The organism is Robertkochia aurantiaca (assembly GCF_020166495.1).
GTDB lineage: Bacteria > Bacteroidota > Bacteroidia > Flavobacteriales > Flavobacteriaceae > Robertkochia > Robertkochia aurantiaca.
In genome coordinates this window covers 418923-442806 of sequence record NZ_JAINZS010000004.1, presented here as the reverse complement: position 1 = coordinate 442806, position 23884 = coordinate 418923, and the positions used below count along the sequence as shown (strand labels likewise).

The 23884-nt window shown below is 45.6% G+C and carries 19 protein-coding genes; 12 read left to right on the top strand and 7 right to left on the bottom strand.

Annotation, left to right across the window (positions count from 1 at the left end; all coding sequences use genetic code 11):
- Positions 1-68 precede the first annotated feature (68 nt).
- The 6 genes from K7R10_RS07810 (at position 69) to K7R10_RS07785 (ending at position 6512) form a co-directional block, all read left to right on the top strand.
- Positions 69-1220: an aminotransferase class I/II-fold pyridoxal phosphate-dependent enzyme gene (locus tag K7R10_RS07810; RefSeq protein ID WP_224484121.1), complete on the top strand. Its 1152-nt coding sequence runs from the start codon at positions 69-71 to the stop codon at positions 1218-1220.
- Between the two features lie 2 nt (positions 1221-1222).
- On the top strand, positions 1223-1858 hold the full coding sequence (bioD, locus tag K7R10_RS07805; RefSeq protein WP_224484120.1) for a dethiobiotin synthase: 636 nt from the start codon (positions 1223-1225) through the stop codon (positions 1856-1858).
- Positions 1859-1915: 57 nt separating this feature from the next.
- Positions 1916-3229 (top strand): adenosylmethionine--8-amino-7-oxononanoate transaminase, encoded by a 1314-nt coding sequence (bioA, locus tag K7R10_RS07800; RefSeq protein WP_224484119.1) that lies wholly within the window; start codon positions 1916-1918, stop codon positions 3227-3229.
- Positions 3226-4392 (top strand): beta-ketoacyl synthase N-terminal-like domain-containing protein, encoded by a 1167-nt coding sequence (locus tag K7R10_RS07795; RefSeq protein WP_224484118.1) that lies wholly within the window; start codon positions 3226-3228, stop codon positions 4390-4392. The genes bioA and K7R10_RS07795 overlap by 4 nt, the downstream gene beginning before the upstream one ends.
- 128 nt (positions 4393-4520) lie before the next feature.
- Positions 4521-5603: a biotin synthase BioB gene (gene bioB, locus K7R10_RS07790; RefSeq protein ID WP_224484117.1), complete on the top strand. Its 1083-nt coding sequence runs from the start codon at positions 4521-4523 to the stop codon at positions 5601-5603.
- Positions 5604-5654: 51 nt separating this feature from the next.
- Entirely contained in the window at positions 5655-6512 is an 858-nt protein-coding gene (locus K7R10_RS07785; RefSeq protein WP_224484116.1) for a cupin-like domain-containing protein, read from the top strand.
- Between the two features lie 6 nt (positions 6513-6518).
- Here the strand turns inward: K7R10_RS07785 and K7R10_RS07780 are convergent, their stop codons facing one another.
- From K7R10_RS07780 to K7R10_RS07760, 5 genes are read right to left on the bottom strand one after another with little or no spacing between them, the layout of a single operon-like run.
- Positions 6519-6989, bottom strand: a complete 471-nt coding sequence (locus tag K7R10_RS07780) for a regulatory protein RecX (RefSeq protein WP_224484115.1) — start codon at positions 6987-6989, stop codon at positions 6519-6521.
- A 48-nt stretch (positions 6990-7037) separates the two neighbouring features.
- Positions 7038-8396, bottom strand: coding sequence for a Na+/H+ antiporter NhaC family protein (locus tag K7R10_RS07775; RefSeq protein WP_224484114.1), 1359 nt, complete (start codon positions 8394-8396; stop codon positions 7038-7040).
- The gene (locus K7R10_RS07770) at positions 8393-9697 is read right to left on the bottom strand and encodes a serine hydrolase domain-containing protein (protein WP_224484113.1); all 1305 of its coding nucleotides are present in this window, start codon (positions 9695-9697) and stop codon (positions 8393-8395) included. Before K7R10_RS07770 ends, K7R10_RS07775 begins: the two co-directional genes overlap by 4 nt.
- 32 nt (positions 9698-9729) lie before the next feature.
- Positions 9730-11043, bottom strand: coding sequence for an agmatine deiminase family protein (locus tag K7R10_RS07765; protein WP_224484112.1), 1314 nt, complete (start codon positions 11041-11043; stop codon positions 9730-9732).
- 50 nt (positions 11044-11093) lie between these two features.
- Positions 11094-12479, bottom strand: a complete 1386-nt coding sequence (locus K7R10_RS07760; protein WP_224484111.1) for an aminotransferase — start codon at positions 12477-12479, stop codon at positions 11094-11096.
- Between the two features lie 192 nt (positions 12480-12671).
- On the opposite strand from K7R10_RS07760, the gene K7R10_RS07755 reads away from it, so the two are divergent.
- From K7R10_RS07755 to K7R10_RS07730, 6 genes are read left to right on the top strand one after another with little or no spacing between them, the layout of a single operon-like run.
- Complete coding sequence (locus K7R10_RS07755) at positions 12672-13169, top strand: Lrp/AsnC family transcriptional regulator (RefSeq protein WP_224484110.1); 498 nt, start codon at positions 12672-12674, stop codon at positions 13167-13169.
- Entirely contained in the window at positions 13166-14398 is a 1233-nt protein-coding gene (locus K7R10_RS07750; RefSeq protein WP_224484109.1) for a Zn-dependent hydrolase, read from the top strand. Before K7R10_RS07755 ends, K7R10_RS07750 begins: the two co-directional genes overlap by 4 nt.
- Positions 14399-14408: 10 nt before the next feature.
- Positions 14409-15896 (top strand): aldehyde dehydrogenase family protein, encoded by a 1488-nt coding sequence (locus K7R10_RS07745; RefSeq protein WP_224484108.1) that lies wholly within the window; start codon positions 14409-14411, stop codon positions 15894-15896.
- A gap of 29 nt (positions 15897-15925) precedes the next feature.
- Entirely contained in the window at positions 15926-17218 is a 1293-nt protein-coding gene (locus K7R10_RS07740) for an aspartate aminotransferase family protein (protein ID WP_224484107.1), read from the top strand.
- Positions 17219-17244: 26 nt separating this feature from the next.
- Positions 17245-20286, top strand: a complete 3042-nt coding sequence (locus tag K7R10_RS07735; RefSeq protein WP_224484106.1) for a SusC/RagA family TonB-linked outer membrane protein — start codon at positions 17245-17247, stop codon at positions 20284-20286.
- A gap of 15 nt (positions 20287-20301) precedes the next feature.
- Entirely contained in the window at positions 20302-21639 is a 1338-nt protein-coding gene (locus tag K7R10_RS07730) for a RagB/SusD family nutrient uptake outer membrane protein (protein ID WP_224484105.1), read from the top strand.
- A 46-nt stretch (positions 21640-21685) separates the two neighbouring features.
- Here K7R10_RS07730 and K7R10_RS07725 read toward each other — a convergent pair whose 3' ends face one another.
- Together K7R10_RS07725 and K7R10_RS07720 are read right to left on the bottom strand one after the other, a co-directional pair.
- Positions 21686-23230, bottom strand: coding sequence for an Rne/Rng family ribonuclease (locus tag K7R10_RS07725; protein WP_224484320.1), 1545 nt, complete (start codon positions 23228-23230; stop codon positions 21686-21688).
- A 325-nt stretch (positions 23231-23555) separates the two neighbouring features.
- Positions 23556-23846: an HU family DNA-binding protein gene (locus K7R10_RS07720; RefSeq protein WP_224484104.1), complete on the bottom strand. Its 291-nt coding sequence runs from the start codon at positions 23844-23846 to the stop codon at positions 23556-23558.
- Between the last annotated feature and the right edge of the window lie 38 nt (positions 23847-23884).

Sequence of the window (23884 nt, the reverse complement as noted above, 5' to 3'; positions counted from 1 at the left end):
AGGTAATAAAATGAGTCTAATCGTTCGAGGGTATGTCTCAAATCGTATCAGTGTTGTATTTTTGAGATATGAAAGAATTGCCTGCCAGACTTACTGCCATGCTTGAAGACCGTCGGGAGGAAGGAGCATTCAGAACTCTCGGTATGCAGAGCGAAGTGGCAGATTTTTCATCCAATGACTATCTCGGGTTTGCCCGTGACCGTGAACTTTACAAAAATGCCTGTGATTTAGTGCTGGATGTATCCTCCCGATATAATGGCAGTACGGGATCAAGGTTGCTTTCAGGGAATCACAGCTTGTATGAAAGGGCGGAAGTAATGCTTGGCAGGTATTACTCTTCAGAGTCGGCTCTGATCTTCAATTCAGGGTTTGATGCTAACAGCGGACTTCTGAGTGCCCTGGGGAACAGAAATGATGTGATTCTTTATGATGAGTATGCCCATGCTTCTATCAGGGAGGGGATCAAACTCTGTCATGCCCGCAATTATAAATTCAGGCATAATGATATTCAGGATCTGAAGCGACTGCTGAACAGATATGCTGCTTCGTCAGATGAATTTTCTTCGCAAACCTATGTGGTCACGGAATCGGTTTTTTCCATGGACGGAGATTCACCTGAGCTTAGGGTCATGTCTGAATTGTGTGCTGAATACGGTGCCCGCCTCATAGTTGATGAGGCACACGCAGTAGGAATTCATGGAAAAAAGGGTGAAGGGCTGGTCGTTGAAAAAGGACTGGAAGGAGAGGTTTTTGCTCGGGTGATTACCTTTGGCAAAGCCTTGGGTGGTAACGGAGCTGCCGTTTTAGGAAGCCGGGAGCTAACCGATTATCTGGTGAATTTTTCCCGCAGTCTTATTTATACCACCGCTCTTCCGCCTCATACGATTGCCACTGTAATTGCTGCCCATCAAAAGCTGTTATCAGGTGTAGCGACTAAAAAAATAAAGGAGCAGATCGGGCTCTTCAGAAAAACACTTTTCGGCAGTCAGGTGTCGTCTTGTGCTATTGAAAGTCATTCTGCCATACATTGCCTGGTAGTGTCCGGCAATGATCAGGTAAAGAAGATTTCTGCTGAGTTATTTAAAGAAGGTTTAGATGTCAAAGCGATCTTGTCGCCGACTGTGCCTCGTGGAAAAGAGCGTCTGAGAATTTGTCTGCATACCTATAATGATGAAAACGAGATCAAATCACTTATTAAAACTTTAGAACAACACCTTTAAGCATGAAAAGGAAAAAGATATTTGTTACCGGTATTTCTACTGAGGTAGGGAAGACCATTGCTTCAGCGATATTGGTTGAAGCACTGGAAGCTGACTACTGGAAACCGATACAGTCTGGTGACCTCGATTATTCAGATACCGATAAAGTGAAGGCCCTGATCACAAATTCAAAATCGGAATTTTTTAAGAACAGTTATGCCTTGAATACGCCTATGAGCCCGCATGCTTCGGCGGCTATTGACGGTGTTACCATAGATTTGTCAGAGATCATAGAGCCGGAAACGACCAATCACCTGGTGATAGAAGGAGCCGGCGGACTTCTGGTCCCATTGAATGAAACCGACACCATTGCCGATATGATCGATCAGGATTACGAAGTGGTGGTGGTATCAAGGCATTATCTTGGCAGTATCAATCACTCACTGTTGACTTTGAAATACCTTAAAGAACGGGGCTTTGATCCGCTGATCATTTTTAGTGGAGAACCGCACCCAACAACAGAAGAGGCCATTCTGAAGATGAGTAAGTGCCGGATGCTGGGACGTATCGCAGAAGAAAGGGAGTTTACTCCGAGCATCATCAGCAAATATGCTGATGAGTTCAGACCGGCCCTCATGAATCTCTTAGAACTTGCCTGAAGAATCTTGGCAGAACCCGACGGGAGCCCTTATCTTTGCCCGAACAAAAGAAGAGAGATGGAGACAGTGAAAGAAATATCGCTTTCAGAGCGGGATGGTCGCCATATCTGGCATCCGCTCACTCAGCATAAAACGCATGGTTCTGCCCTTGGTATTACTAAGGCACAGGGAGTGTATCTCACAGACGAGAATGGTAAAAGCTATATCGACGGAATATCGTCGTGGTATACCGCAATGTACGGACATTGTAATCCGCAGGTTACCGATGCCGTCACCCGTCAAATGACCAGGCTTGATCATGTGGTTTTTAGTGGCTTTACTCACGAGCCTGCTGTAAATCTTTCAGAAGAACTGATCTCGGTATTACCTGACAACCAGGATAAGCTCTTTTTCTCTGATAATGGATCAACGGCTGTCGAGGTGGGAGTAAAAATCGCTTTACAGTATCATCACAATCAGGGGCAAAAGCGACGGGTACTGCTGGCTTTTGAAGAGGGATTTCACGGTGATACCTTTGGAGCCATGTCTGTTTCAGGATTAGACGTTTACAACGGGCCCTTTTCAGGCATGGGACTGGAAGTGCTGCGATTACCTGTTCCGGTTGGAGATAATAACGAGAAGGTGCTGGAGAGGTTGAGAGAGCTTGCAGGGAGCTATGATATTGCTGCCTTTATCTTTGAGCCTTTGGTTCAGGGGGCAGCCGCCATGAAAATGCACGATGCCCGGGGGCTTGATGCACTTATCGCTTTCTGCCGCGCGCATGGCATTATCACCATTGCCGACGAGGTGATGACAGGATTTGGGAAGACAGGTACTTTTTTTGCTTCAGATCACCTTGAGAATAAGCCTGATATCATTTGCATGAGCAAGGCTCTGACGGCCGGACTCATGCCGATGGCGGTTACCAGCACCACAAAAGAGATCTTTGATGGCTTTTATAGTGATGAGCTAAGCAAGGGATTCTTTCACGGGCATACATATACCGCTAACCCCCTGGCATGCACAGCTGCGCTCGAAGGAGTAAGGCTTTTGAAGAGTGATGAGATTCAGCGACGTATTTCTGAGATCTCAGGCTGGCATGAAGAATTTGCAAGGGAGATCGGGGAACACCCCAGGGTGGCATCAGTTCGCAACAAGGGAGTCATTTTCGCTCTTGATATCGACATCAAAATAGAGCGATACGGATCGTTCAGGGACCGCCTTTTTCACTTCTTTATGAATCGCGGTGTCTTTTTACGCCCCCTGGGCAAGACGATTTATATTCTCGCCCCCTACATTATTGAAAAAGAAGAAATGGATAAGATCTATGCAGTTATTAAAGACTGTTTGGATCATCTTGATGAATTTACCGCTAATACCAGCCGGGAATGATTGATACAGAAATATTTATTTCCTCCATGGGAAGTGTTTCTCCTTTGGGATCAGACACAGATGCCATATGGAAAGCTTACCGGGATGACAAGCATTATCTCAGTTCGGTGAAGGTCGATAATCGGAAAGAATGGATTGCCGGGCTTACTGAATCAGATCAACAACAGCTGGATGCTCTCAGAAATGAAGATTCCCGGTATGCTGATCTCGATAAAAGTGTCTTGCTGGGTATTATTGCTGCCCGTAAAGCGGTCGAAAATGCCGGGTGGAAGGCCGGGGATGATTTTGGAATCAATATCGGTTCATCTCGTGGTGCGACACAGTTATTCGAACAGCATTACGATCATTACCGAAAGGAAGGCAGATGTGCCACCCTGGCTTCACCAACCACTACTTTGGGGAATCTTTCGTCTTGGATCGCTCAGGATCTTAAAACCAGGGGGCCCGAGATTTCCCATTCCATTACCTGTTCGACAGCCCTGCATGCATTGATCAACGGCGTTGCCTGGTTGAGAAGTGGGATGACCTCCAAATTCCTGGTAGGGGGAAGTGAGGCCGCTTTGACCGGATTCACCCTTGCTCAGATGAAAGCCTTGAAGATCTATGCAGATGCAGCAGAAAGCCACTTCCCTTCAAGAGCAGGAGATCCTTTTAAGAAGAGAAATGGTATGGTGCTGGGTGAGGGAGCTTCGGTGATCGCGATCGAGACCAATCCCGGAAAGGGGAAAAAACTGGCCAGGATAGCAGGAGTGGGTTATGCTACAGAGTCTCTTAAACACAATATTTCGATCTCTGCGGAGGCCGATTGTTTTCAGCGTTCCATGAAAATGGCTCTTGGTGACCTTTCACCAGATAAGGTTGATGCCGTGGTGATGCATGCTCCGGGTACCATCAAAGGTGATCTGGCCGAAATGGCGGCTATTCGCAAGGTTTTCGGCGACCACCATCCGGCTCTGACAACCAATAAGTGGAAGCTGGGCCATACCTTCGGTGCCTCCGGCAGCCTGAGTCTCGAACTGGGGGTATTGATGCTGCAAAATCAGGAATTCATTGCCGTTCCTTTCGTTTCAGCTAAAAAAAATCCTGAAAAACTGGAGTATATCATGGTGAATGCTGTGGGTTTTGGAGGGAATGCGGTTAGTGTACTCATCGGAAGAGATTGATATAATGCGGGGCTAAATATTCAAAATAGACAGTTCACCGAACACAGGGTGAATCATTTTATTACATTTGTAAATCATTGAAGGAAGGGCAGAGCAGTTTCAAAACCCTTCAAAACTGAATAAAGGTTATGAGCGAAATCAGACACAATTGGACAAAAGAGGAAATTCTCGAAATCTATAATAAACCGATCATGGAATTGCTGTACGAAGCAGCTACTGTTCACAGACAATTTCACGACCCTAATACCGTTCAGGTTTCAACCCTTCTTTCAATAAAGACCGGCGGGTGTCCGGAAGATTGCGGGTACTGCCCTCAGGCCGCTCGCTATCACACAGATGTTGAGGGGAATGATCTGATGAGTGTGCAACAGGTGAAGGCACAGGCTCTGCGCGCCAAATCTTCTGGGAGTTCCAGGGTTTGTATGGGAGCAGCCTGGAGAAACGTCAAAGACGGCCCTGAATTCGACCAGGTCCTGGAAATGGTAAGAACCATCAATAAACTTGATATGGAGGTTTGTTGTACGCTGGGAATGATCACAGAGAACCAGGCAAAGCGTCTCGCTGAGGCAGGACTTTATGCATACAATCACAACCTTGATACCTCAGAAGAATATTATAAGGAAGTGATATCTACCAGGGGTTATGAAGACAGGTTACAGACCATAGATAACGTTCGAAAGACCAATGTAACGGTTTGCAGCGGGGGAATCATAGGAATGGGAGAGAAGGTTGAAGACCGTGCCGGAATGCTCGTTGCTCTGGCTTCTCTGAATCCGCAGCCTGAATCAGTGCCGATCAATGCATTGGTGGCAGTCGAGGGAACTCCCATGGCTGAGGAGAAACCGGTAGAGATATGGGAAATGGTGAGAATGGTCGCTACCACCCGGATCGTCATGCCTGAAACACAGGTCAGGCTGTCTGCCGGTCGTACAGGTATGAGTCGCGAGGGACAGGCACTTTGTTTTTTCGCTGGTGCGAATTCTATTTTCGCTGGAGATAAACTCCTTACCACCCCGAACCCGGATGTCAACGAAGATATGGAAATGTTCAAGCTGTTGGGGCTCAACCCTCAGAAGCCTTTTATCAAAAAAATGAAACCGGAGACCGTCGAAGCTGAGGCATCTCAATACCAGCCTTTGGGAGAAAAGCCGCGCTGGAGTCGACCCGGTCATAAGATCGAAAGAAACGAAAATGCCAGATCACGAAAATAACCTCCTTTTCAGGGCAGGTGTTCTTTTCTGATCTCATGCGAATTTACATTCATGCAACTTACTCAAGTCACACGAATCGACCGGGCTGATAAGGATGAATTCCATCAGCATTATATCAGGGATCAAAGGCCTGTTGTAATGAGTGGAATGACTGAAGACTGGCCTGCTTACTCTAAATGGAATCTGGATCATTTTAAAGAGGTGGCAGGTCAAAAGGAGGTCCCTCTATATGATGACCGACCTGTTTCGCATGAAGATGGATTTAATGAGCCTCATAAACGCATGCTCTTTAAAGATTATCTCGAGCTGTTGAAGGAGGGGCCTACCAACTACCGCATTTTTCTGTTCAATCTCCTCAGGGAAGTTCCTGAACTACAGCATGATTTTAATTGGCCTGATCTGGGGCTTAAACTGGTCAAGCAGTTGCCGATGTTGTTCTTTGGAGGAGAAGGCAGTAAGGTATTCATGCATTATGATATCGATTATTCGAACATACTGCATTTTCACTTCCATGGCAGGAAGAAGTGTATCATATTTCCCCCCAGCCAGACGCCATTTCTTTATAAGGTACCTCATTCACTGATTTCACGTGAGGATATAAATTTCGAATCACCGGATCTTGATCGGTGGCCCGCACTAAAACATGCGAAGGGATATGTGGCCGAACTGGAGCATGGAGACATGCTTTATATGCCCGAAGGTTACTGGCACTTCATGAAATATGAAACTGCGGGGTTTTCAATGAGCCTTCGTGCTTTTCCCCGTTCGCCTAAGCACCTGTGTAAAGCGGCTTATAACGTGGTTTTTATGCGGTATTTTGATGTGCTGATGAGAAGGTGGCACGGACAGCGATGGATCGATTATAAAAATGAAAAGGCTATTAGGAACACCCACGCAAACCTTGTTTAGATACCTTCAGGTCAAATCCTGCACAAGCTCGTATACCAGGTGTGGTTCCCAGCCTCTGTAAAGAAGGTAGTCGGCCAGTTTCTTTTTGCGTTTGAACGGATTTCGTTCATCGATCTGCCCAAGCCTCCACTCAGCTAATGAGTGTAACTTCTCCAGATACACCTCTTCATCGATTTCTTTCAGAGCGGCATCGATATTGAATCTGGATATTTCGCGGAATTTGAGTTCCCTGATAATTCTGAGCTTTCCCCAGTTCTTTATGTTGAACTTTCCCCTTGCAAAGGAACGTGCAAAGCGCTCTTCATTCAGAAAATTATGCTGTATCAGGTGGGTGATGATCTGTTCTGTGGCAGCAGGGATCATGCCCATATCTTTCAGTTTTGCTCTTACTTCTTTATGACAGCGGTCCTGGTAGGCACAATAATATTCAAGTTTTGCCCGGGCCTCGTCGACAGTATAGGTTTTCTTCACGTTCACGACGGCAATTTACAAATAAGATAACTGGTTTCAGATTACGCTGAATTGTTAGATATACATACCGAGAAACAAGTAGATAACAGCTGTGATAAAACCTGCTATCAGGGTATAAGGGAGCTGGGTCATCACGTGAGCTACATTATTGCATCCGGTGGCTGATGCCGATAATATCGTTGCATCGCCATAGAAACAGGAGTGTGACCCAAATGCACCAGCTGAAATTACTGCTCCGGTTGCCAGCCATACATCTACTCCCATTTCTTTAGCCAGCGGAATGATAATGGGAAAGGATATCGCATAAACTCCCCAAAATGAACCTGTGGCAAAAGTAACCAGTGCCAGTGCGAGAAAAGTTATTACGGGAAGCAGGTCCCGGTTCAGCAGAGGGGATACGGTATCGATCACATATTGGCTCAAGCCTAATTGATCATTTACCTCCTTTAATACGAAAGACATCACTACTATAGCCAATGCGTATAGCATGGTCTTAAAGCCTGAAAAGACATCTTCCACAGCCTTGAATACTGGCCTTACCTTTTCTACGGCGTAATATGTTACTGTAAATACGATGGCCGTGATGATACCCTTAAGGGCATCTACTTCAAATAATATGGTTGCCGCTATCAATACAAGCAGAGGCAGAGTGAAATGTCGTAGCCTGGGTTCTTTATCGTGTTCAGGTTCGGGTATTTTTAAGGCAATGGCCTCTGAGTTGTCAGGTATGAGTTGACCGGCGGCGGCTCTTTTTTCTGCTTTTTTCATTGGTCCTATCGCAGGGATAATCCCTGTGGCAACCAGGGGAACCATAAAAGCTGCCACCCAACCGTAAATGATGAATGGTATGGCACTGAGGTATCCCTGTAGACCTTCTCCCTGGGCTACTACGGCCTCGTTTTCCAAAAGCCCTGAAATGTAGATGGCCCAGGTTGACAGAGGTATCAGTACGCAAATAGGAGCCGCTGTTGAATCTACTATGTATGCCAGCATTTCCCTTGGCACCTTATACTTGTCGGTAACTTTTTTCATCGAAGCTCCTACCGTAAGAGCGTTGAGGTAGTCATCGATAAAGATAGCCAGTCCCATGAACCAGGTAACCAGCAGTGCACTGTTTCTGGATCGGGTATATTTCAGCATTCTCTTTGAGAATGCAAGCGTTCCTCCCGACTGTGATAGAAGAAAGATCAGGGAACCGAAGAGCCCGCACACCATGATTACCCAGCCAATGGTGTCATTTTGCATCACGGTGAGGAGTCCGGAAGTGAAATCTCCGAAAAATCCTTGCCCCGAAAGTATCAGGTAACCAAGAACAGTTCCGCCCAGAAGCGCCTCAAAGGTCTTTTTGGTCCATAAGGCAATGGCGATCACCGCCAGTGTAGGTATCAGACTGATGAATCCGTAGTCAATCATCGGCTGCCTTCAGTTTCGGGTTGTTTATTCAGGAAATCAGACATAAAGGGTAGAGTGGATTGAAATACATCTTCTTCTACCTGGTAGAAGGATGATTTTTTTCCGTACTCAAATGATTGTTTACTTCCATTGGTTATGAAGATCAACCCGTTTCGGGTTTCCGGGTCGAAATACAGATCGCTCAGTAAACCGTATGCTATGCCGGGATGGCCACTCATGTTTTCGGTAGGATAAATGAAATCTGCTGATTCGGTATTGGTGAGATGGTGTATTCCGTAGCCGTATGCCATAAAGAAGTTATCCCAGGTGTCACCGTTATCACCTGTATATCGCCAATGGGTTTGCATCATTTTACCAACGCTTTCTTTTGTGAGTACCGAAACGCTGTCGATTTCTCCTTCGTTCATAATGGCTTGGGTAAAGGTGTAAAGATCGGGAGCTGAAATGCGCAGGCTCCCCTGAGGGCCAAAGATGAGTCCGTTTTTGCCGGGGCTGTATTCAGGATACAGTCGGGATTCCGGTGATTTTTCAGAATATTCATCTGCCTGAGCTTCCCATGCTCCATCTTTATAGCGATATAAAGCGGCCAGATTTTCAGGTTCAGTTATTCGGGCTACATTGAAATCGGCCTTCATATTCAGCGGATTAAAAATATTTTTACGGCAATATTCATCAAAAGTGAGTCCGCTGACCTTTTCTATGATGCTGGCTATCAGGCCCCAGGTACAGTTGGTGTAGGAAAAGTAATTTCCTGGCTCATGAGCGGCAAACATATCAGGGGTGAAGTATGCTCCCTCCGGCTGAAATAGTTCTTTGATGTCCAGTTTTTCAGATATCATTTCACTGGAAAACCTGGCATAACCTTCACCATCTCTGATGCTGCTCTGATGACTTAGCAGCTGGTGCAGAGTGATGATTTTTTCAGGAAATTCAGGGTGTTTCAATTCCCATCCCAGGTAATCACTCACATCGGTATGCAGGTCTACGAGGCCTTTTTCTTCTAACTGCATCAGAGCCGTGGCCGTAAAGGTCTTGGAAATTGAAGCGATACGGAATATGGTACTTTTATCTATTGGCTTTTGTGTTGTGATATTCGCTGTTCCAAAATACCCTTCATAAACCGGCTTTCCGTTTCCGATCAGGGTGACACTTAGCCCCAGCAGCTCATTTTTTCGGAATACACTATCGAGAGCTTTGGTCAATGCGGGGTTATCAGTTTTTTCTGATGGAATTTGTTTTTTTTGGGTTCCGGTACAGGATAATAGATTGGTGATGATTAAGAGGAAGGCTAAAATTCTCATGGAGTAGTTGTAGGTATTGGTTATTTAAAAAATTACTGAGGTTCATGCATGGAAATGCAATGGATCCCTCCTCCGCCCAGGTTTACCGGAAGGGCATCGATCATAATGATTTCGCGATCTGGAAAGGCAGAGCGCAGAATGGAATCTGCTTCACGGTCTCTTTCCCTGACCGAGAGATCCATGCCTTCACGATAGTATTTTTGACCGATGATTACCTTGTCAGTGATCAGAAAATTCAGGTAGCTGGCTGCAGCCACCACCTGAACGGTTTCTCCTTTCGGAAAGCTACTGCCGTCTGTAAATTCCAGGGTTTCGATATAATCATAAACCGGATCGCCCGGCTTCATCGATGTTACGACGGTCTTGGGTAAAGGCATACGTATGATGTGAAAGGGCTTCCCATCCTGGTCTTTTGAAGCTTGTAGGATTTTAAGGTTTTCATCCATTCTTTTTTTGTTCTCTGCAGCAATGGGGTCTTCGAGATCTTCCTCTTTTACGCTTGCGAGCATGATGGTGCTGTCATTTACAAATCTTGCAAACTCGTCGGTATGCCCGTTTGTTGTGACCACGGTATAGGCATTACTGCCATCTTCAAGGGTTAGCGGACCCAGGAAGGTATGCCGGTCTTCAAGTAGTCCTTCCTTTAACCAAATGACGTCATCGACTCCCAAAACTCTTTGGAATTCATGTTCCATTTGCTCCCGGCTCCATTCAGGATTTCTCCCTTTTTCAACCACCTCACTAAGCATTAAAACCCCTTTTCCATTTACCTCGCGGTTGCCTCCTTCACTGATGAGATCAGATTTTATAATAGGCAGGTCCAGTTTTCGGGCGATCAGGCTGTCGAATTGTTCCATTCGTATGGTGTACGCATCCGGTGAATCAGCCGGGGTATACCCCCAGGCATTGAAATCAAAATCGACGATGGCTTTACGGCCATCTTCCAGCTCTACGAAGTTTGGTCCCATGTCCCTGGTCCAGAATTCTTCAGAAGGAAGAACACTGATATCAACATTTGAGGTGTCAATATCTCTCGCGACCATCATTTCAAGAGCGTTTTTCACCAGGGAATCGTTAGAAAATGTCAGGTTTACCGGGGTATGCGGAGTAAGCTTTTCCAGAATCTCGATTACAACCGAGGCATTGCTCAATGTTGCTTTATGGTCTGTGGGGGGCCAGATTAGCCACACAGATCTTTGAGGTTCAAATTCTGCAGCCTGTCTTTCGACCACCAACTGATCTTCAATTTTTAGATCCTTCTTCTCAGAATTGCAGGCTATGACCAGTAATCCTGAAAATAATAATCCGGTGATCAATGATTTTCCTGTCGGCATTAAGGTTTTCATAGGGTGGTTAATTTAAGAATCCTTCCTGATATTTCGTTTAAAATCTTCTTTTAAGAAAGCAGCTTTTCAGCGGTCAGATCTTCGAGCGTCGCGTCGAGACTTTCAGAAAGAATTGACACCGTCTCGTCTATGGCATTCTTGTCATAGGTAAGGGGAGGTGAAAGTATGTTCAGGTGTGCGATGGGTCTTATAATTAGACCTTTTTCCTTGGCGTGACGGTAAACCCGTTTTCCGATATTGATGGCCGGATCAAATGCTTCCTTGGTGTGCTTGTCTTTGACATATTCAAGCGCCAGCATGTAATGACTGCCGCGTACATCACCTACCAGGGGATGATCCTGTAAGGAAGCTAATTCCTTTTCAAAATACGGTCCTAGTTGTCTTACCTTTTCGCATAGCCTGTTTTTTTCAAGAATCTCAATATTCTTCAATCCTGCTGCACATGCAAGGGCATGCCCTGAATAGGTAAAACCATGAGAGAAATAGGGATTTTCTTTTTCTGCCTTTGAGATCGCATCATATATACGGTCGCTGAAAACGGTGGCACCAAGCGGGACATAGCCTGAAGAAATACCTTTGGCAAGAATCAGTATGTCTGGTTGAACTTCGAAAGTGTCTTTCGAAGATATCATATTACCCAAGCGGCCAAAGGCGGTCACAACCTCGTCGGCTATATAGAGTATGTCATACTTTTTGCAAAGTTCGGCAGTGCGTCTGTGATATCCTTTCGGAGGCACGATTACTCCACCGGCCCCCATGATGGGTTCAGCGATGTAGCACGCAATGTTTTGTGGTTTAATCTTTATTATGGCCTCCTCCATTTCGGCAATCAGAACATCGCAGAATTCTTCTTCTGACTGACCATCTCTTCTTCTGTAGGGATAGGGAGCAGAAAGATAATGTATAAGTTCTTTTGGCAGATCAAAAGCCGAGTGGGTTCCTGAAATTCCTGTGAGTGCGTGAGCCAGATAAGTGCTTCCATGATATGCCAGGTCACGGGAAAGAATTTTTTTCTTTTCAGGCTTGCCGATAATATTGTAATAATAGTGAACCAGCTTTATGGCCGAATCGTTGGCTACAGATCCACCGGTTCCAAAAAACACATGGTTCAGGTCGCCCGGAGCCAATCGGGCCAACTCAGCTGCGAGCTCAGCCGTAGGGGGAGAGACTGCGTCTTCAAAGGTGTTGTAATAGGCGAGTTCTTTTGCCTGCCTGCCGATGTGATCAGCCATCTCCTGGTTACCGTGTCCTATATTGACACACCACAATCCGGCGATCCCGTCCAGGTATCTCTTTCCGTCGTTGTCGAAAATAAAGTGCTTGTCTCCCCTGGAGTAGATCACCGACCCTTCCCTGTCGAAGTTTTCAAAGTGGGTGTATGGATGTAATATGTGGTTCCGGTCCTTTTCCCAGATCTTATGAGTTTGCTGGCTCATGACTGTTTTATTCACTGTCTGCATAAGATTGTATCGTTATTGTCAATTGTAAAAATGTACAAAAAATGCAAATAAAAAAAATAAAATGCTATATTTGACCTCAAATGCTGCATAATAAGCAGATAAAATGCTATTTAATTGCAAAAATTGCATTTGGCATAAGTTGTTGAATCAACGAAAAATAAAACTACTATGGATGATTTTGATAAGGCTTTGGTAGATCTGCTGCAAAAGGACGGCAGAATGTCTTTTACAGACATCGCTGGCAGGCTGAATGTTTCTGTTTCCACAGTGCGTAATCGCTACAATCGCCTGGTAGACGATAAGGTGTTGCACATTCTGGGGTGGGTTGATCCCACCAAGTCAGGAATGAACGCTTATAACCGAATCACCATAGAAGTAAGTCCTTCACACCTTATAGAAAAGGTTGCCAGGGAATTAATGAATGTGGAAGAGGTGTCTTTCCTCGCGGTTACATCGGGAGCTGCCGATATAGAGATCAACCTGATCTGTCGGGATAACAAGCATCTGATGGAAGTGATGAGAAATAAGGTGTTCCCGATCGAAGGGGTTTTCAGAACTGAATCTACCGTTTATTACAATGTTTATAAGTGGGCTTCTAATGATACCGGAGATTGGCAGATGAACGATACTGAGGCCTTTGTTTCGGAAGAAAAAGGGAGCGAATGAGGGTTGACGGAAGCAGACTTTATGAGCGACTCATGCAAATGGCTCAGATCGGAGGTACTCCCAAGGGGGGTGTCTGCCGTGTAGCCCTGACCGATGAAGATAAAAGAGGTAGAGAGTTATTTGTGAAATGGTGTCGTGAAGCAGGTTGTTCCATACATACAGATGCCCTGGGAAATATTTTTGCACGTAGGGAAGGAAGAGACTCTTCACTTCCTGCTGTGCTTATAGGAAGTCACCTTGACAGTCAGCCTACAGGAGGGAAATATGATGGAGTGTATGGTGTTCTGGCGGGTTTGGAGGTGATCGAAACCTTGAACAGGTATGAGCATCTCACCGATTCACCCATTGAAATCGTTTCATGGACTAACGAGGAAGGGGCTCGTTTCACCCCGGCGATGATCGCTTCGGGAGTATTTGGAGGGGCTTTCACCCTCGATTACGCGTACAGTCGTAAAGACGATCAGGGTAAATCTCTGAAGGAGGAGCTCGGGCGGATCGGTTTTTTAGGAGACGATCCTGTGGGTGCTCGTGAATATAAAGCGAGTTTCGAAGTTCACATCGAGCAGGGACCGGTGTTGGAGGCAAACGATGTGCCGATCGGAATCGTGACAGGAGTTCAGGGTATTGTTTGGTATGAACTTACCATAAAGGGGCAGGAAACCCATGCTGGTCCGTGTCCTATGTCCATGCGGAAGGATCCCGTTCAGGGTCTTGTCAAAGCGTTGGGGGCGATCTATCAACTGGGTGCCGCTCATGGAGAAGAGGCCAGGGTGACCATAGGAAAACTCCATGCTGAACCCGGTGTGGTGAACACGGTTCCGGGAAACCTTGATCTGACCATTGATCTACGCCATCCTTCGGGTGAAAAGTTGAAACAGATGCAGGAAGGCTTGAATAAAATAATATCAGACCTGGAAAGAGATACGGGATTGGATTTCGGCTTGCAACAGATCTGGAAGGCCGATCCGGTTCATTTTGACAGTGGCTGTATCGAGGCTGTCAGACAGGCTGTCGTCGAACTGAAACTCGATGCAAAAGAGATGGTCAGCGGGGCAGGTCATGATGCCGTGTACGTAGCCAATAAAGTGCCTACAAGCATGATATTCATTCCGTGCAAAGACGGACTAAGTCATAACGAAGCAGAACATGCAGATAAGGAACATATTATTGCCGGTGCTGATGTTTTGCTGCATGCAGTTCTGAAAATGGCTGAAAACACCAATAAATAAAAAAACTGATATGGAAAGTATTCCATCTGACATAGTACTACATGAAAAAACCAGGGCTTTTCTGGAACGGAACCATACATTGTTCATAGGAGGGGAATGGTTGGAGCCCCGGTCTAATCGGTATTTCGGTACCGAGAACCCGGCCAACGGTAAGGAATTGGCGCAGGTCGCATTGGCTGATGAGGCTGATGTAGACCTGGCCGTTGCGGCTGCACGAAAAGCCTTCAGGCAGACCTGGCGGGAGGAAATAACTCCCGCCATGAGGTCTGATTTACTATATCAGTTGGCTTTGTTGATGGAGCGTGACCGGCAGGTTTTAATGGAGCTTGAGACTCTTGAGAACGGAAAGCCCCTGGAGAATGCTGCTTATGATGTAGACAGCGCCATAAGTCACTTTAAATATTATGCAGGGTGGCCGACAAAGTTTGAAGGCAGCGGTATTCCGGTAGATAATCAGCATATGGTGTATACCCGCAGAGAACCATTGGGAGTGGTCGGGTTGATCGTTCCATGGAATTTTCCCCTGATGATCGCTGTTTGGAAACTTGCCCCTGCTCTGGCAGCGGGAAATTGCTGCGTGTTAAAACCGGCAGAGCAAACCTCGCTCACCGCCCTTTACCTGGCAGAGCTGATTAAAGAGAGTGGTTTTCCAGACGGGGTGTATAACGTAGTAACAGGACCCGGATTTCCTACCGGAGAAGCACTGACTTCGCATCATGGAGTCGATAAGATCAGTTTTACAGGGTCTACCCCGGTCGGGAAGGAAATCATGAAAACAGCTGCGGCTTCTAATCTGAAAGATGTAAGCCTGGAACTGGGAGGGAAGTCGGCCAATGTGATCTTTGCCGATGCAGATATGAGCAAATTATCAGAGAGCCTTACGTGGTCAAGCTTTTATAATACCGGACAGGAATGCACCCTGGGTTCACGAATTTTTGTGCATAAAAGTCGCTACGAAGAGGTGGTTGACATGTTGTCAAAAGGCGCTGGTGCGCTTAAAATTGGTGATGGCTTTCACGACTCAGACCTGGGTCCCATGATCAGCCGTCAACAACAGGAAAGAGTACTTAATTATATAGAACAAGGAATAAAACAAGGAGGAGAGCTGATCTTTGACTCGAAGGTCTCAGTGCCTGATGAGGGTTATTTCATGACCCCCAAAGTTTTCGTCGGGGTCGGCGATGAACAGGTTTTGAATCGAGAAGAGATATTCGGACCCGTTGTGACTATTAGCAGTTTCGAAGATAATGCTGAGGTTCTTGAACGGGCTAACGCCAGTGAATACGCATTGGCTGCAGGGGTATGGACCCGCGATATCAGCCTGGCTCACAGATTTGCCTCGGAACTGGAGGCCGGAACGGTATGGATTAACGGATATGACCGCTTTAATGCAGCTGTTCCCTTTGGAGGATTTAAGCAAAGTGGTATAGGGAAAGAAATGGGGCGTAGCGCCATGCATCTTTATACCCGTGAAAAGGCAATTTGGGTTGCTCTTTAATCAATTATAACAACATAAACCAAGAACCAATGTCAGTCGAATTGTTATCTCCCGTTTGGACACATCTTACGGAGATCCAACCCGAGAAAGGCCGGGGTGTTCACCTGTATGATAAACAGGGGAATCGTTATGTCGATTTCACCTCCGGGATTGGGGTGGTCAATACAGGTCATTGCCATCCTCGGGTGGTGAGAGCTGTTCGCGACCAGGCTGAAGATTTGCTGTTTGCACAAATGAATTGTGTGATTTCACCGCAGGCTGTTAACCTGGCAGAAAAGCTCAACAGGATTACTCCCCCGGAATTAGACCGGTTTTTCTTTACCAACAGCGGGGCAGAGGCAACAGAAGCCGCCGTTAAACTGGCAAAGGCTGCGACCGGGAGATCGAATATCATCGTTTTCCAGGGAAGTTTTCATGGCCGTACCCATATGGCAATGGCAATGACAACATCCAAAACTGTGTACAGATATAAGTATCAGCCACTTCCGTCGGGAGTATTTACAGCGCCTTTTCCCCATTCGAGAATTTATGAATGGAATGAGGAAAAAACTGTGGATTTTTGCCTCAAACAATTACATTTGCTGCTTCAAAGTCAGTCTGCTCCCGGCGAAACAGCCGCCATTATTATTGAGCCTGTGCTGGGTGAAGGAGGGTACATTCCTGTACCTCAGACATTCTTGCAAGAACTGAGAACGATCTGTGACAAATACGGAATCCTTTTAATTATCGATGAGATTCAAAGCGGTTTTGGCCGAACGGGAAAAATGTTCTGTTTCGAACATTCAGGGGTAATTCCCGATATACTCGTAATGGCCAAAGGCCTTGGCAGTGGTTTGCCCGTGGCAGCCATAGCTTCTGGCAGGGAGCTGATGGAAAAATGGCCGGCGGGTACTCACGGAGGTACCTATGGGGGTGGTAGCGGTGTGGCTTTGGCTGCGGCCTCTGCCACCATCGATGTGCTTCTTGATGAAGATCTCAGCAGCAATGCTTCGGAAAGAGGTCTTCAACTAATGACCGGTCTTAAGAAAATGGCTGCAGATTATCCATTTCTGGCAGACATAAGAGGCCTCGGGCTCATGGTGGGTGCCGAGATATGTGATGAAAAAGGAGAGCCCCTCCCGGAACTAACCTCTGAGATCATCGCTCAATGTCTGGAGGAGAAATTGTTGTTGCTCAGTTGTGGCAGCTACCGGAATGTTATACGATTCATTCCTCCCCTGGTGGTGAGCGAAGAGGAGATGCAGGAGGCGCTTTTAATATTTAACCGGGCCCTTGAAAGGGCTTCTGAAAAATTGGAGAAGTTAACTATAAATAACTCTTAATTAATTCTAAATCAAATAACTTAACAATGAAAAGAACGTTTATTTTTCTTATGATGTCCTTTTTGTTTGCGGGATTTACTTCGCAGGCAATCGGGCAGAACGTCTCTGGAAAAGTTACTGATATGGATGGCTTGCCCCTGCCGGGAGCAAACATCATGATCAAGGGAACGACTACCGGAACACAAACAGATTTTGACGGGAATTACACCATTGCCGCAGAGGCAGAAGATGTGCTCGTTTTTTCTTATGTGGGAATGAAGACCACCGAAAGGAACGTGGGAAATAAAGAGGTGATCAACGTGCAGTTGGAACTCGACTCCCAGTCACTCGAAGAAGTGGTCGTCGTGGGGTATGGTACTCAGAAAAAGAGTGACCTGACCGGTGCGGTTTCCAGTGTTGATGGAGATGAGATCGCTCGCCTGCCGGTGGCAAGTGTTGACAATGCCATTCAGGGAAGAGCTTCCGGGGTGTTTGTTAGTACGCCTTCAGGAACTCCCGGTGCAGGTATCAGCATCAACATTCGTGGTAACACCTCGCTTACAGCAAGTAGTGAACCACTTTACGTAGTAGATGGTATCCCCATGATCTCAGAAGATCTTTCCGGGCTATTCTCAGGAGGGCAGCGAACCAACTCTATGGCAGATATTAACCCGGCCGATATTGCTTCGATCGAGATCCTGAAAGATGCATCTGCTACCGCTATCTATGGTTCAAGAGGTGCTAACGGGGTGGTGCTTATCACTACTAAAAGAGGTCGTGAAGGTGCGCCTAAGATCGATTTCAATACTTATTACGGTTTCCAGGAGCCTACCAATGTGATCGAGATGCAGAGCTCCAGTGAGTTCCTTAACCTGATGAACGAGGCCGCCCAACAGGATAACCGTGACCTGGGTACTAATTACCCTGAAAATTATGTGAGTGATCTTTGGGGATACGATCCTAATGATCCAAACCTGCAAAACACAGACTGGTATGATGCCATCTTCAGAACGGCACCAATTCAAAGTCATGACCTTGGAATTTCAGGAGGTAATGAGAAGATCAAATATTACTCTTCAATCGCTTACTTTAACCAGGAAGGTACACAGATCGGAACAGGTTTTGAGCGTATCAGCGGACGTATCAATCTTGATGTTCAGGCGAATGAATGGTTGAAATTCGGTTCAAGTCTGAATGTGAACAAAACTGTTCAGGACAGAACTATCAATGATAACTCGCTTTATGGGGTCGTAATTAATACGCTGGCAGCTGATCCATTGATGCCGGTTTATGAGGAAGACGGAAGTTATGCCGATCCATTCAACTATTTCGGTTGGTGGATGCTTGATAACCCGGTATTGATCGCTAACGAATATAGCCGATTCACCAATACTGTAAGGGGTCTTGGGTCAATTTTCGCCGAGATCACCCTGGCAGAAGGGCTTAAGTTCAGATCATCATGGTCTGTCGACTATACAAGTCTGAGCGATGAAGCTTATACCCCGATAATTTCAAGAGAATCGCGTAATGCCAACGCCAATGGTTTTGGTTTCTACGGTTCAACCCAGGATTTTACCTGGATCACAGAGAATTACTTTAGCTACGATACCACCTTTGGAAAGAACCATACCTTCAACGGGGTGGTGGGTGCTTCATACCAGGCTTCAGCAAGAGACTTTGCTTCTATCTCAGCTCAGGGCTTCCCAAGTGATCAGTTCACAAAGCTTTCTGTTGCGTCTCAGGTGACTGCCGGTTCTACCAGCGGTACAGAGTGGGGGCTGGCCTCTTATTACGCCCGTTTTAACTATAGCTACGCAGATCGTTACCTGCTAACACTTACAGGTCGTGCCGATGGTTCATCGCGTTTCGGTGAGAATAACCAATTCGGTTTCTTCCCTTCAGGATCTTTGGCCTGGAGAGTGAGCAACGAAAAATTCATGGAAGATGTAGACGCGGTTTCTAACCTGAAATTCCGTGTGAGTTATGGTCTTACCGGTAACCAGGACGGAATCGGGAACTTTGCTTCCAGAGGATTGTTCGGGATTGGTGCATACCGTCAGACACCTGCCCTTGTTCCTACTCAGCTGAGCAATGCGAATCTGAGCTGGGAGAGCACCAGCCAGTTTGACGTAGGTCTTGATCTTGGCTTGTTCAATAACAGGGTAAGCTTTACTGCTGATTACTTTATCAAGAACACCGACGACCTGCTGCTGAGCAGACTGATTCCCGGTATCTCAGGATTCCCTAGTGTATTGGATAATATCGGAGAGGTTGAAAACCGCGGACTTGAGATGGCTCTGAGAGGTGCTATCTTAAATGGTGAGTTCTCCTGGAATTCTTCATTCAACATTTCATTCATTGAGAACGAAGTGAAAAAACTGGCTGTTGACCGCCAGGTGTTGAACGATTCACACATTCTTGCTGAAGGACAGCCTATAGGTACCTTCTTCCTTATCGATCAGGATGGGGTGGATCCTCAGACAGGTAATATCATCTGGGACGACCTGAACGGAGACGGTTCAATCAACTCGGGAGACCGTCAGATCGTTGGTAATGCCCAGCCTGACTTTTTCGGAGGGTGGAATAACAACTTAAGCTATAAAGGATTTGACCTGAACCTGTTCTTCCAGTTTACAGTAGGAAATGATATCTTTAACCATAGCCGGGCGACCTATGAAAACCTTGGTTGGAGCCGTATCGGACCAGGTTTCCCGTTACCTGATGGTAATAACTATACCGGGGTTGAAGATCGTTGGAGAGAGCCTGGTGATGTTACAGACATCCCTCGAGCTTCCCTGGAAAGAATCAACTGGAGAGAATACTCTTCACGATGGTTGGAAGACGGATCTTTCCTTCGTTTGAAAACGATCAATTTCGGTTACAACTTTAAGCCGGAGGTGATTGAAAGCGTTGGACTCAGAAGTCTGCGTATTTACCTGCAGGGGCAGAATCTCTGGACCCTTACGAATTACACAGGTTTTGATCCTGAAGTTAACCAGAATGCCAGAAACCCACTGGTTGCCGGATCAGACTTCGGAACCCTGCCACAGTCGCAGAGTTTGAGCCTTGGATTTAACATTGGACTATAAAAAGAATAACATATCATGAAGAAAATATTAGTAACTGTCTTAGGATTAATTTCGCTGGCTTCATGCGACGTGCTGGAGCCCGAACCGCAGACATCATTAGATGCCAATAATGCCCTGGTAGATGCAGCTTCAGCTGAAGGGATCATGCTTGGAGCTTACTCCTCAATGCAGAGTATAGCCTATTACGGGGCCGAATTCGTCTTGAATAACGACCTGTATGCAGATAATTCTGTTTTTCAGGGATTCTACGATTCTCAATTGGAGTTCGATCAGCAAGCTGTGCCGATCACCAACCTTTGGGTAACCGATGCATGGGTGCAAATGTACCGTGTGATCAATTCGGCTAACCTTCTGATCGATGGTGTCGATAATATAGATGATCCGGCTCTCGACAGAGATCTGATCTACGGGGAGGCTCATGCCGTAAGAGCGCTGGTTTATTTTGACCTGCTGCGTTCTTTCGGAGAGTTTTATGATACCACTTCTCAGTTCGGATTGCCATTGTTGCTGGAACCCATTCCTGACAATGATTTTAACCAGATACCAAACCTTGAGCGCAGTAATGTGAGTGATACCTACAATCAGATCCTTACAGATCTGAATACGGCCATTTCGCTCCTGGAAGGCTTTGATGACCAGGAAAGAATGAATTACTGGGCAGCACTGGCTCTGCGCGCAAGGGTGAACCTTTATCGTATGGATTACCAGGCGGCTTTCGCAGATGCCAACAGGGTGATTACCGAGGGGCCTTTCAGCCTTGTTCCCGATGTAGCTGATGTTTATTTCACTACCGATGTGACCTCTGAGTCGATCTTCGATCTTGAGTTCAACGACCAGGATCAGAGTGATTTCAATACCTACACCATTCGTAGAGATGAGTATAATGTAGACCCTGATCTTCTTGTTTCCTTCGAGGAAGGTGATGCACGTGCCGATCTTTTCGTCGTTGACAGAAGTCGTGACCGTACGGCTAAATATCTTGACAATACCAACGCTAACAACGCTAAGGTGTTGCGTTTGGCTGAGATGTATCTCATTCGTTCAGAAGCTGCGGTTATGAGCTCGAATGATCCTAACGCTGGTACAGATGATCTGAATGTGCTCAGAGAAAGAGCCGGATTGTTACCTCTTGGAGTATTTGCTACCATGGATGATTACATCGCTGCTATGCAGCAGGAAAGACGTGCTGAACTGAATTTTGAAGGTCACCGTTTCTTTGACCTGGTACGTTACGACCTGACCGGTGAAGTTCTTGGTCTTACAGAAGATTTCAGAAAGATTCTTCCCATTCCACGTAACGAGTTGCAGACACATCCTGCACTGGTTCAGAATCCGGGCTATGCCACTGAATAATGAAATGACTATAAACAAAAAAACCACGCCGACTGGCGTGGTTTTTTTATTTTAATACTTTTCCGTCTTTGTCTTTAAAACGGTATTCTAAATATGTGTAAGCATCTCTTGGTAAAACTTTTACCCATTTTTTGTGTTCTAAAAACCATTTAGAACGCACGGATGGAAATCCTTTGGTAATATATGCGGCGATAAACGGGTGCGTATTAAGCACTATACCGTTCTTATGCCCTTTATTTGAAACAATACGTTCCAGATCTGCGGTGATCTTGTTGATCAGTACAATGGGAGCTTCTATCTCCCCTGAGCCGTTGGGATTTTCTTCCCGCGTTTTGATGCTCATTTCCGGTCTTACGCGTTGTCTGGTGATCTGTATGAGTCCAAACTTAGAGGGTGGTAATATTTTATGTTTGGCTCGGTCATCTTTCATTTCGTTGCGGAGGTGATCGTATAGTTTTCTGCGGTTATCAGCAGAAGACATATCGATAAAATCTACAACGATGATGCCTCCCATATCTCTGAGTCTGAGTTGTCTTGCTACCTCGGTGGCTGCGATCAGGTTCACTTCGAGAGCTGTCTGTTCCTGAGTTTTAGCTTTGTTCGATCGATTACCCGAGTTCACGTCTATAACGTGAAGCGCTTCGGTGTGTTCGATGACCAGGTAGGCTCCCTTACTGGTTGAAACTGTTCTTCCGAATGAGGTTTTTATCTGACGTTCTACTCCGTATTTCTCGAATATGGGTACGTTAGAATCATACAGTTTAACAATGGATTCTTTGTCTGGTGCTATTTGCTGCAAATAATCCTTGATTTGATAATACAGGGTCTCATCGTCAACATAAATCCCCGAGAACTCGTCGTTAAATACATCTCTTAAAATAGATGCGGCTCGGTTTAGTTCACTGAGTACTTTAGAGGGATAAGAGCCCTTGTAAATTTTTTTGCACAATGCTGTCCATTTGCTCAGCAAGTTGTTCAAGTCTTTGTCTAGTTCGGCGACTTTTTTGCCTTCGGCAACTGTACGAACGATAACACCAAAACCTTTCGGTTTGATGCTCATTACAAGCCTTTTTAACCGGTCTTTTTCTTCTTTGCTTTCGATTTTCTGTGAAACCGAAATGCGGTCAGAAAATGGTACCAGCACCAGAAATCGTCCGGCTATCGATAGCTCAGAACTGATTCTGGGACCTTTGGTTGAGATTGGCTCCTTTACAATTTGCACTAATATAGACTGGTTGGCCTTCAACACATCGTTGATGACCCCATTTTTGTCTATATCTTTTTCAAATGGGAAGTTTTTTAAAGAGAAATCTTTTAGTTTACCTGTGCTTACACGCTTAACGAATTTTAGTAGGGTAGACAGTTGCGGACCCAGGTCATGATAATGCAGAAATGCATCTTTTTCATAACCGACGTTCACAAAAGCGGCATTCAGTCCTGAGACGGGCTTTCTGATTTTTGCAAGCATGATATCGCCTACAGAAAAATCATTGCTGTCTTCTTCCTTATGCAATTCAATAAGCTTTCCATCCTTTAATATGGCAAAATCAACGTCAGAGGAACCAGATCTTACGATTAATTCTTTATTCACTCTGAATGAATTTATATCTGCCAGTTTTCCCTCAGGAAAATTGGCTGATGGATTAAACAATAGTTGGATACGACCTGATAAAGGGCGCATCATGGTTTTTTTGACAGGTTTATTGGTTATTAACCCCGGCAGGATATACTTAGCTATATCCCTATTTCAAAGAACGATAAAAGGCCCAAAAGGGCCAAAAAAGAAAAAGTAGTTGTCTAACTACTTTTTCTTGTGGCGGTTAGCTCGTCTGCGCTTCTTGCGCTTGTGCGTTGCTACCTTATGTCTTTTTCTTTTTTTACCACTAGGCATTTAAAATCAATTTTTATTAATAAATCTACTTAACTTCTACACTGGTCTTAACGCCCTCTACAAATACCTTGGCAGGTTTAAATGCCGGGATATTGTGAGCAGGAATCTTAATAGTAGTATTCTTAGAGATGTTACGGCCTGTTTTCTCTGCTCTGGTTTTGATGATGAAACTTCCAAAACCTCTCAGGTAAACATTGTCGCCACTCTCAAGTGAATTCTTCACTTCTTCCATAAAAGATTCAACAGTTGCCTGTACATCTCCTTTTTCCATACCAAGCTTTTCTGAAATCTTAGCTACAAGGTCTGCTTTAGTCATTTTCGTATCTTGTTTAAGTGTTATAATTTAGGGGTTGC

Excerpts from the sequence above, each read along its gene's own strand:
- K7R10_RS07810 (WP_224484121.1), top strand. The coding sequence starts at position 69 with ATGAAAGAATTGCCTGCCAGACTTACTGCCATGCTTGAAGACCGTCGG.
- bioD (WP_224484120.1), top strand. The coding sequence starts at position 1,223 with ATGAAAAGGAAAAAGATATTTGTTACCGGTATTTCTACTGAGGTAGGG.
- bioA (WP_224484119.1), top strand. The coding sequence starts at position 1,916 with ATGGAGACAGTGAAAGAAATATCGCTTTCAGAGCGGGATGGTCGCCAT.
- K7R10_RS07795 (WP_224484118.1), top strand. The coding sequence starts at position 3,226 with ATGATTGATACAGAAATATTTATTTCCTCCATGGGAAGTGTTTCTCCT.
- bioB (WP_224484117.1), top strand. The coding sequence starts at position 4,521 with ATGAGCGAAATCAGACACAATTGGACAAAAGAGGAAATTCTCGAAATC.
- K7R10_RS07785 (WP_224484116.1), top strand. The coding sequence starts at position 5,655 with ATGCAACTTACTCAAGTCACACGAATCGACCGGGCTGATAAGGATGAA.
- K7R10_RS07775 (WP_224484114.1), bottom strand. The coding sequence starts at position 8,396 with ATGATTGACTACGGATTCATCAGTCTGATACCTACACTGGCGGTGATC.
- K7R10_RS07770 (WP_224484113.1), bottom strand. The coding sequence starts at position 9,697 with ATGAGAATTTTAGCCTTCCTCTTAATCATCACCAATCTATTATCCTGT.
- K7R10_RS07765 (WP_224484112.1), bottom strand. The coding sequence starts at position 11,043 with ATGAAAACCTTAATGCCGACAGGAAAATCATTGATCACCGGATTATTA.
- K7R10_RS07760 (WP_224484111.1), bottom strand. The coding sequence starts at position 12,479 with ATGAGCCAGCAAACTCATAAGATCTGGGAAAAGGACCGGAACCACATA.
- K7R10_RS07755 (WP_224484110.1), top strand. The coding sequence starts at position 12,672 with ATGGATGATTTTGATAAGGCTTTGGTAGATCTGCTGCAAAAGGACGGC.
- K7R10_RS07750 (WP_224484109.1), top strand. The coding sequence starts at position 13,166 with ATGAGGGTTGACGGAAGCAGACTTTATGAGCGACTCATGCAAATGGCT.
- K7R10_RS07745 (WP_224484108.1), top strand. The coding sequence starts at position 14,409 with ATGGAAAGTATTCCATCTGACATAGTACTACATGAAAAAACCAGGGCT.
- K7R10_RS07740 (WP_224484107.1), top strand. The coding sequence starts at position 15,926 with ATGTCAGTCGAATTGTTATCTCCCGTTTGGACACATCTTACGGAGATC.
- K7R10_RS07735 (WP_224484106.1), top strand. The coding sequence starts at position 17,245 with ATGAAAAGAACGTTTATTTTTCTTATGATGTCCTTTTTGTTTGCGGGA.
- K7R10_RS07730 (WP_224484105.1), top strand. The coding sequence starts at position 20,302 with ATGAAGAAAATATTAGTAACTGTCTTAGGATTAATTTCGCTGGCTTCA.
- K7R10_RS07720 (WP_224484104.1), bottom strand. The coding sequence starts at position 23,846 with ATGACTAAAGCAGACCTTGTAGCTAAGATTTCAGAAAAGCTTGGTATG.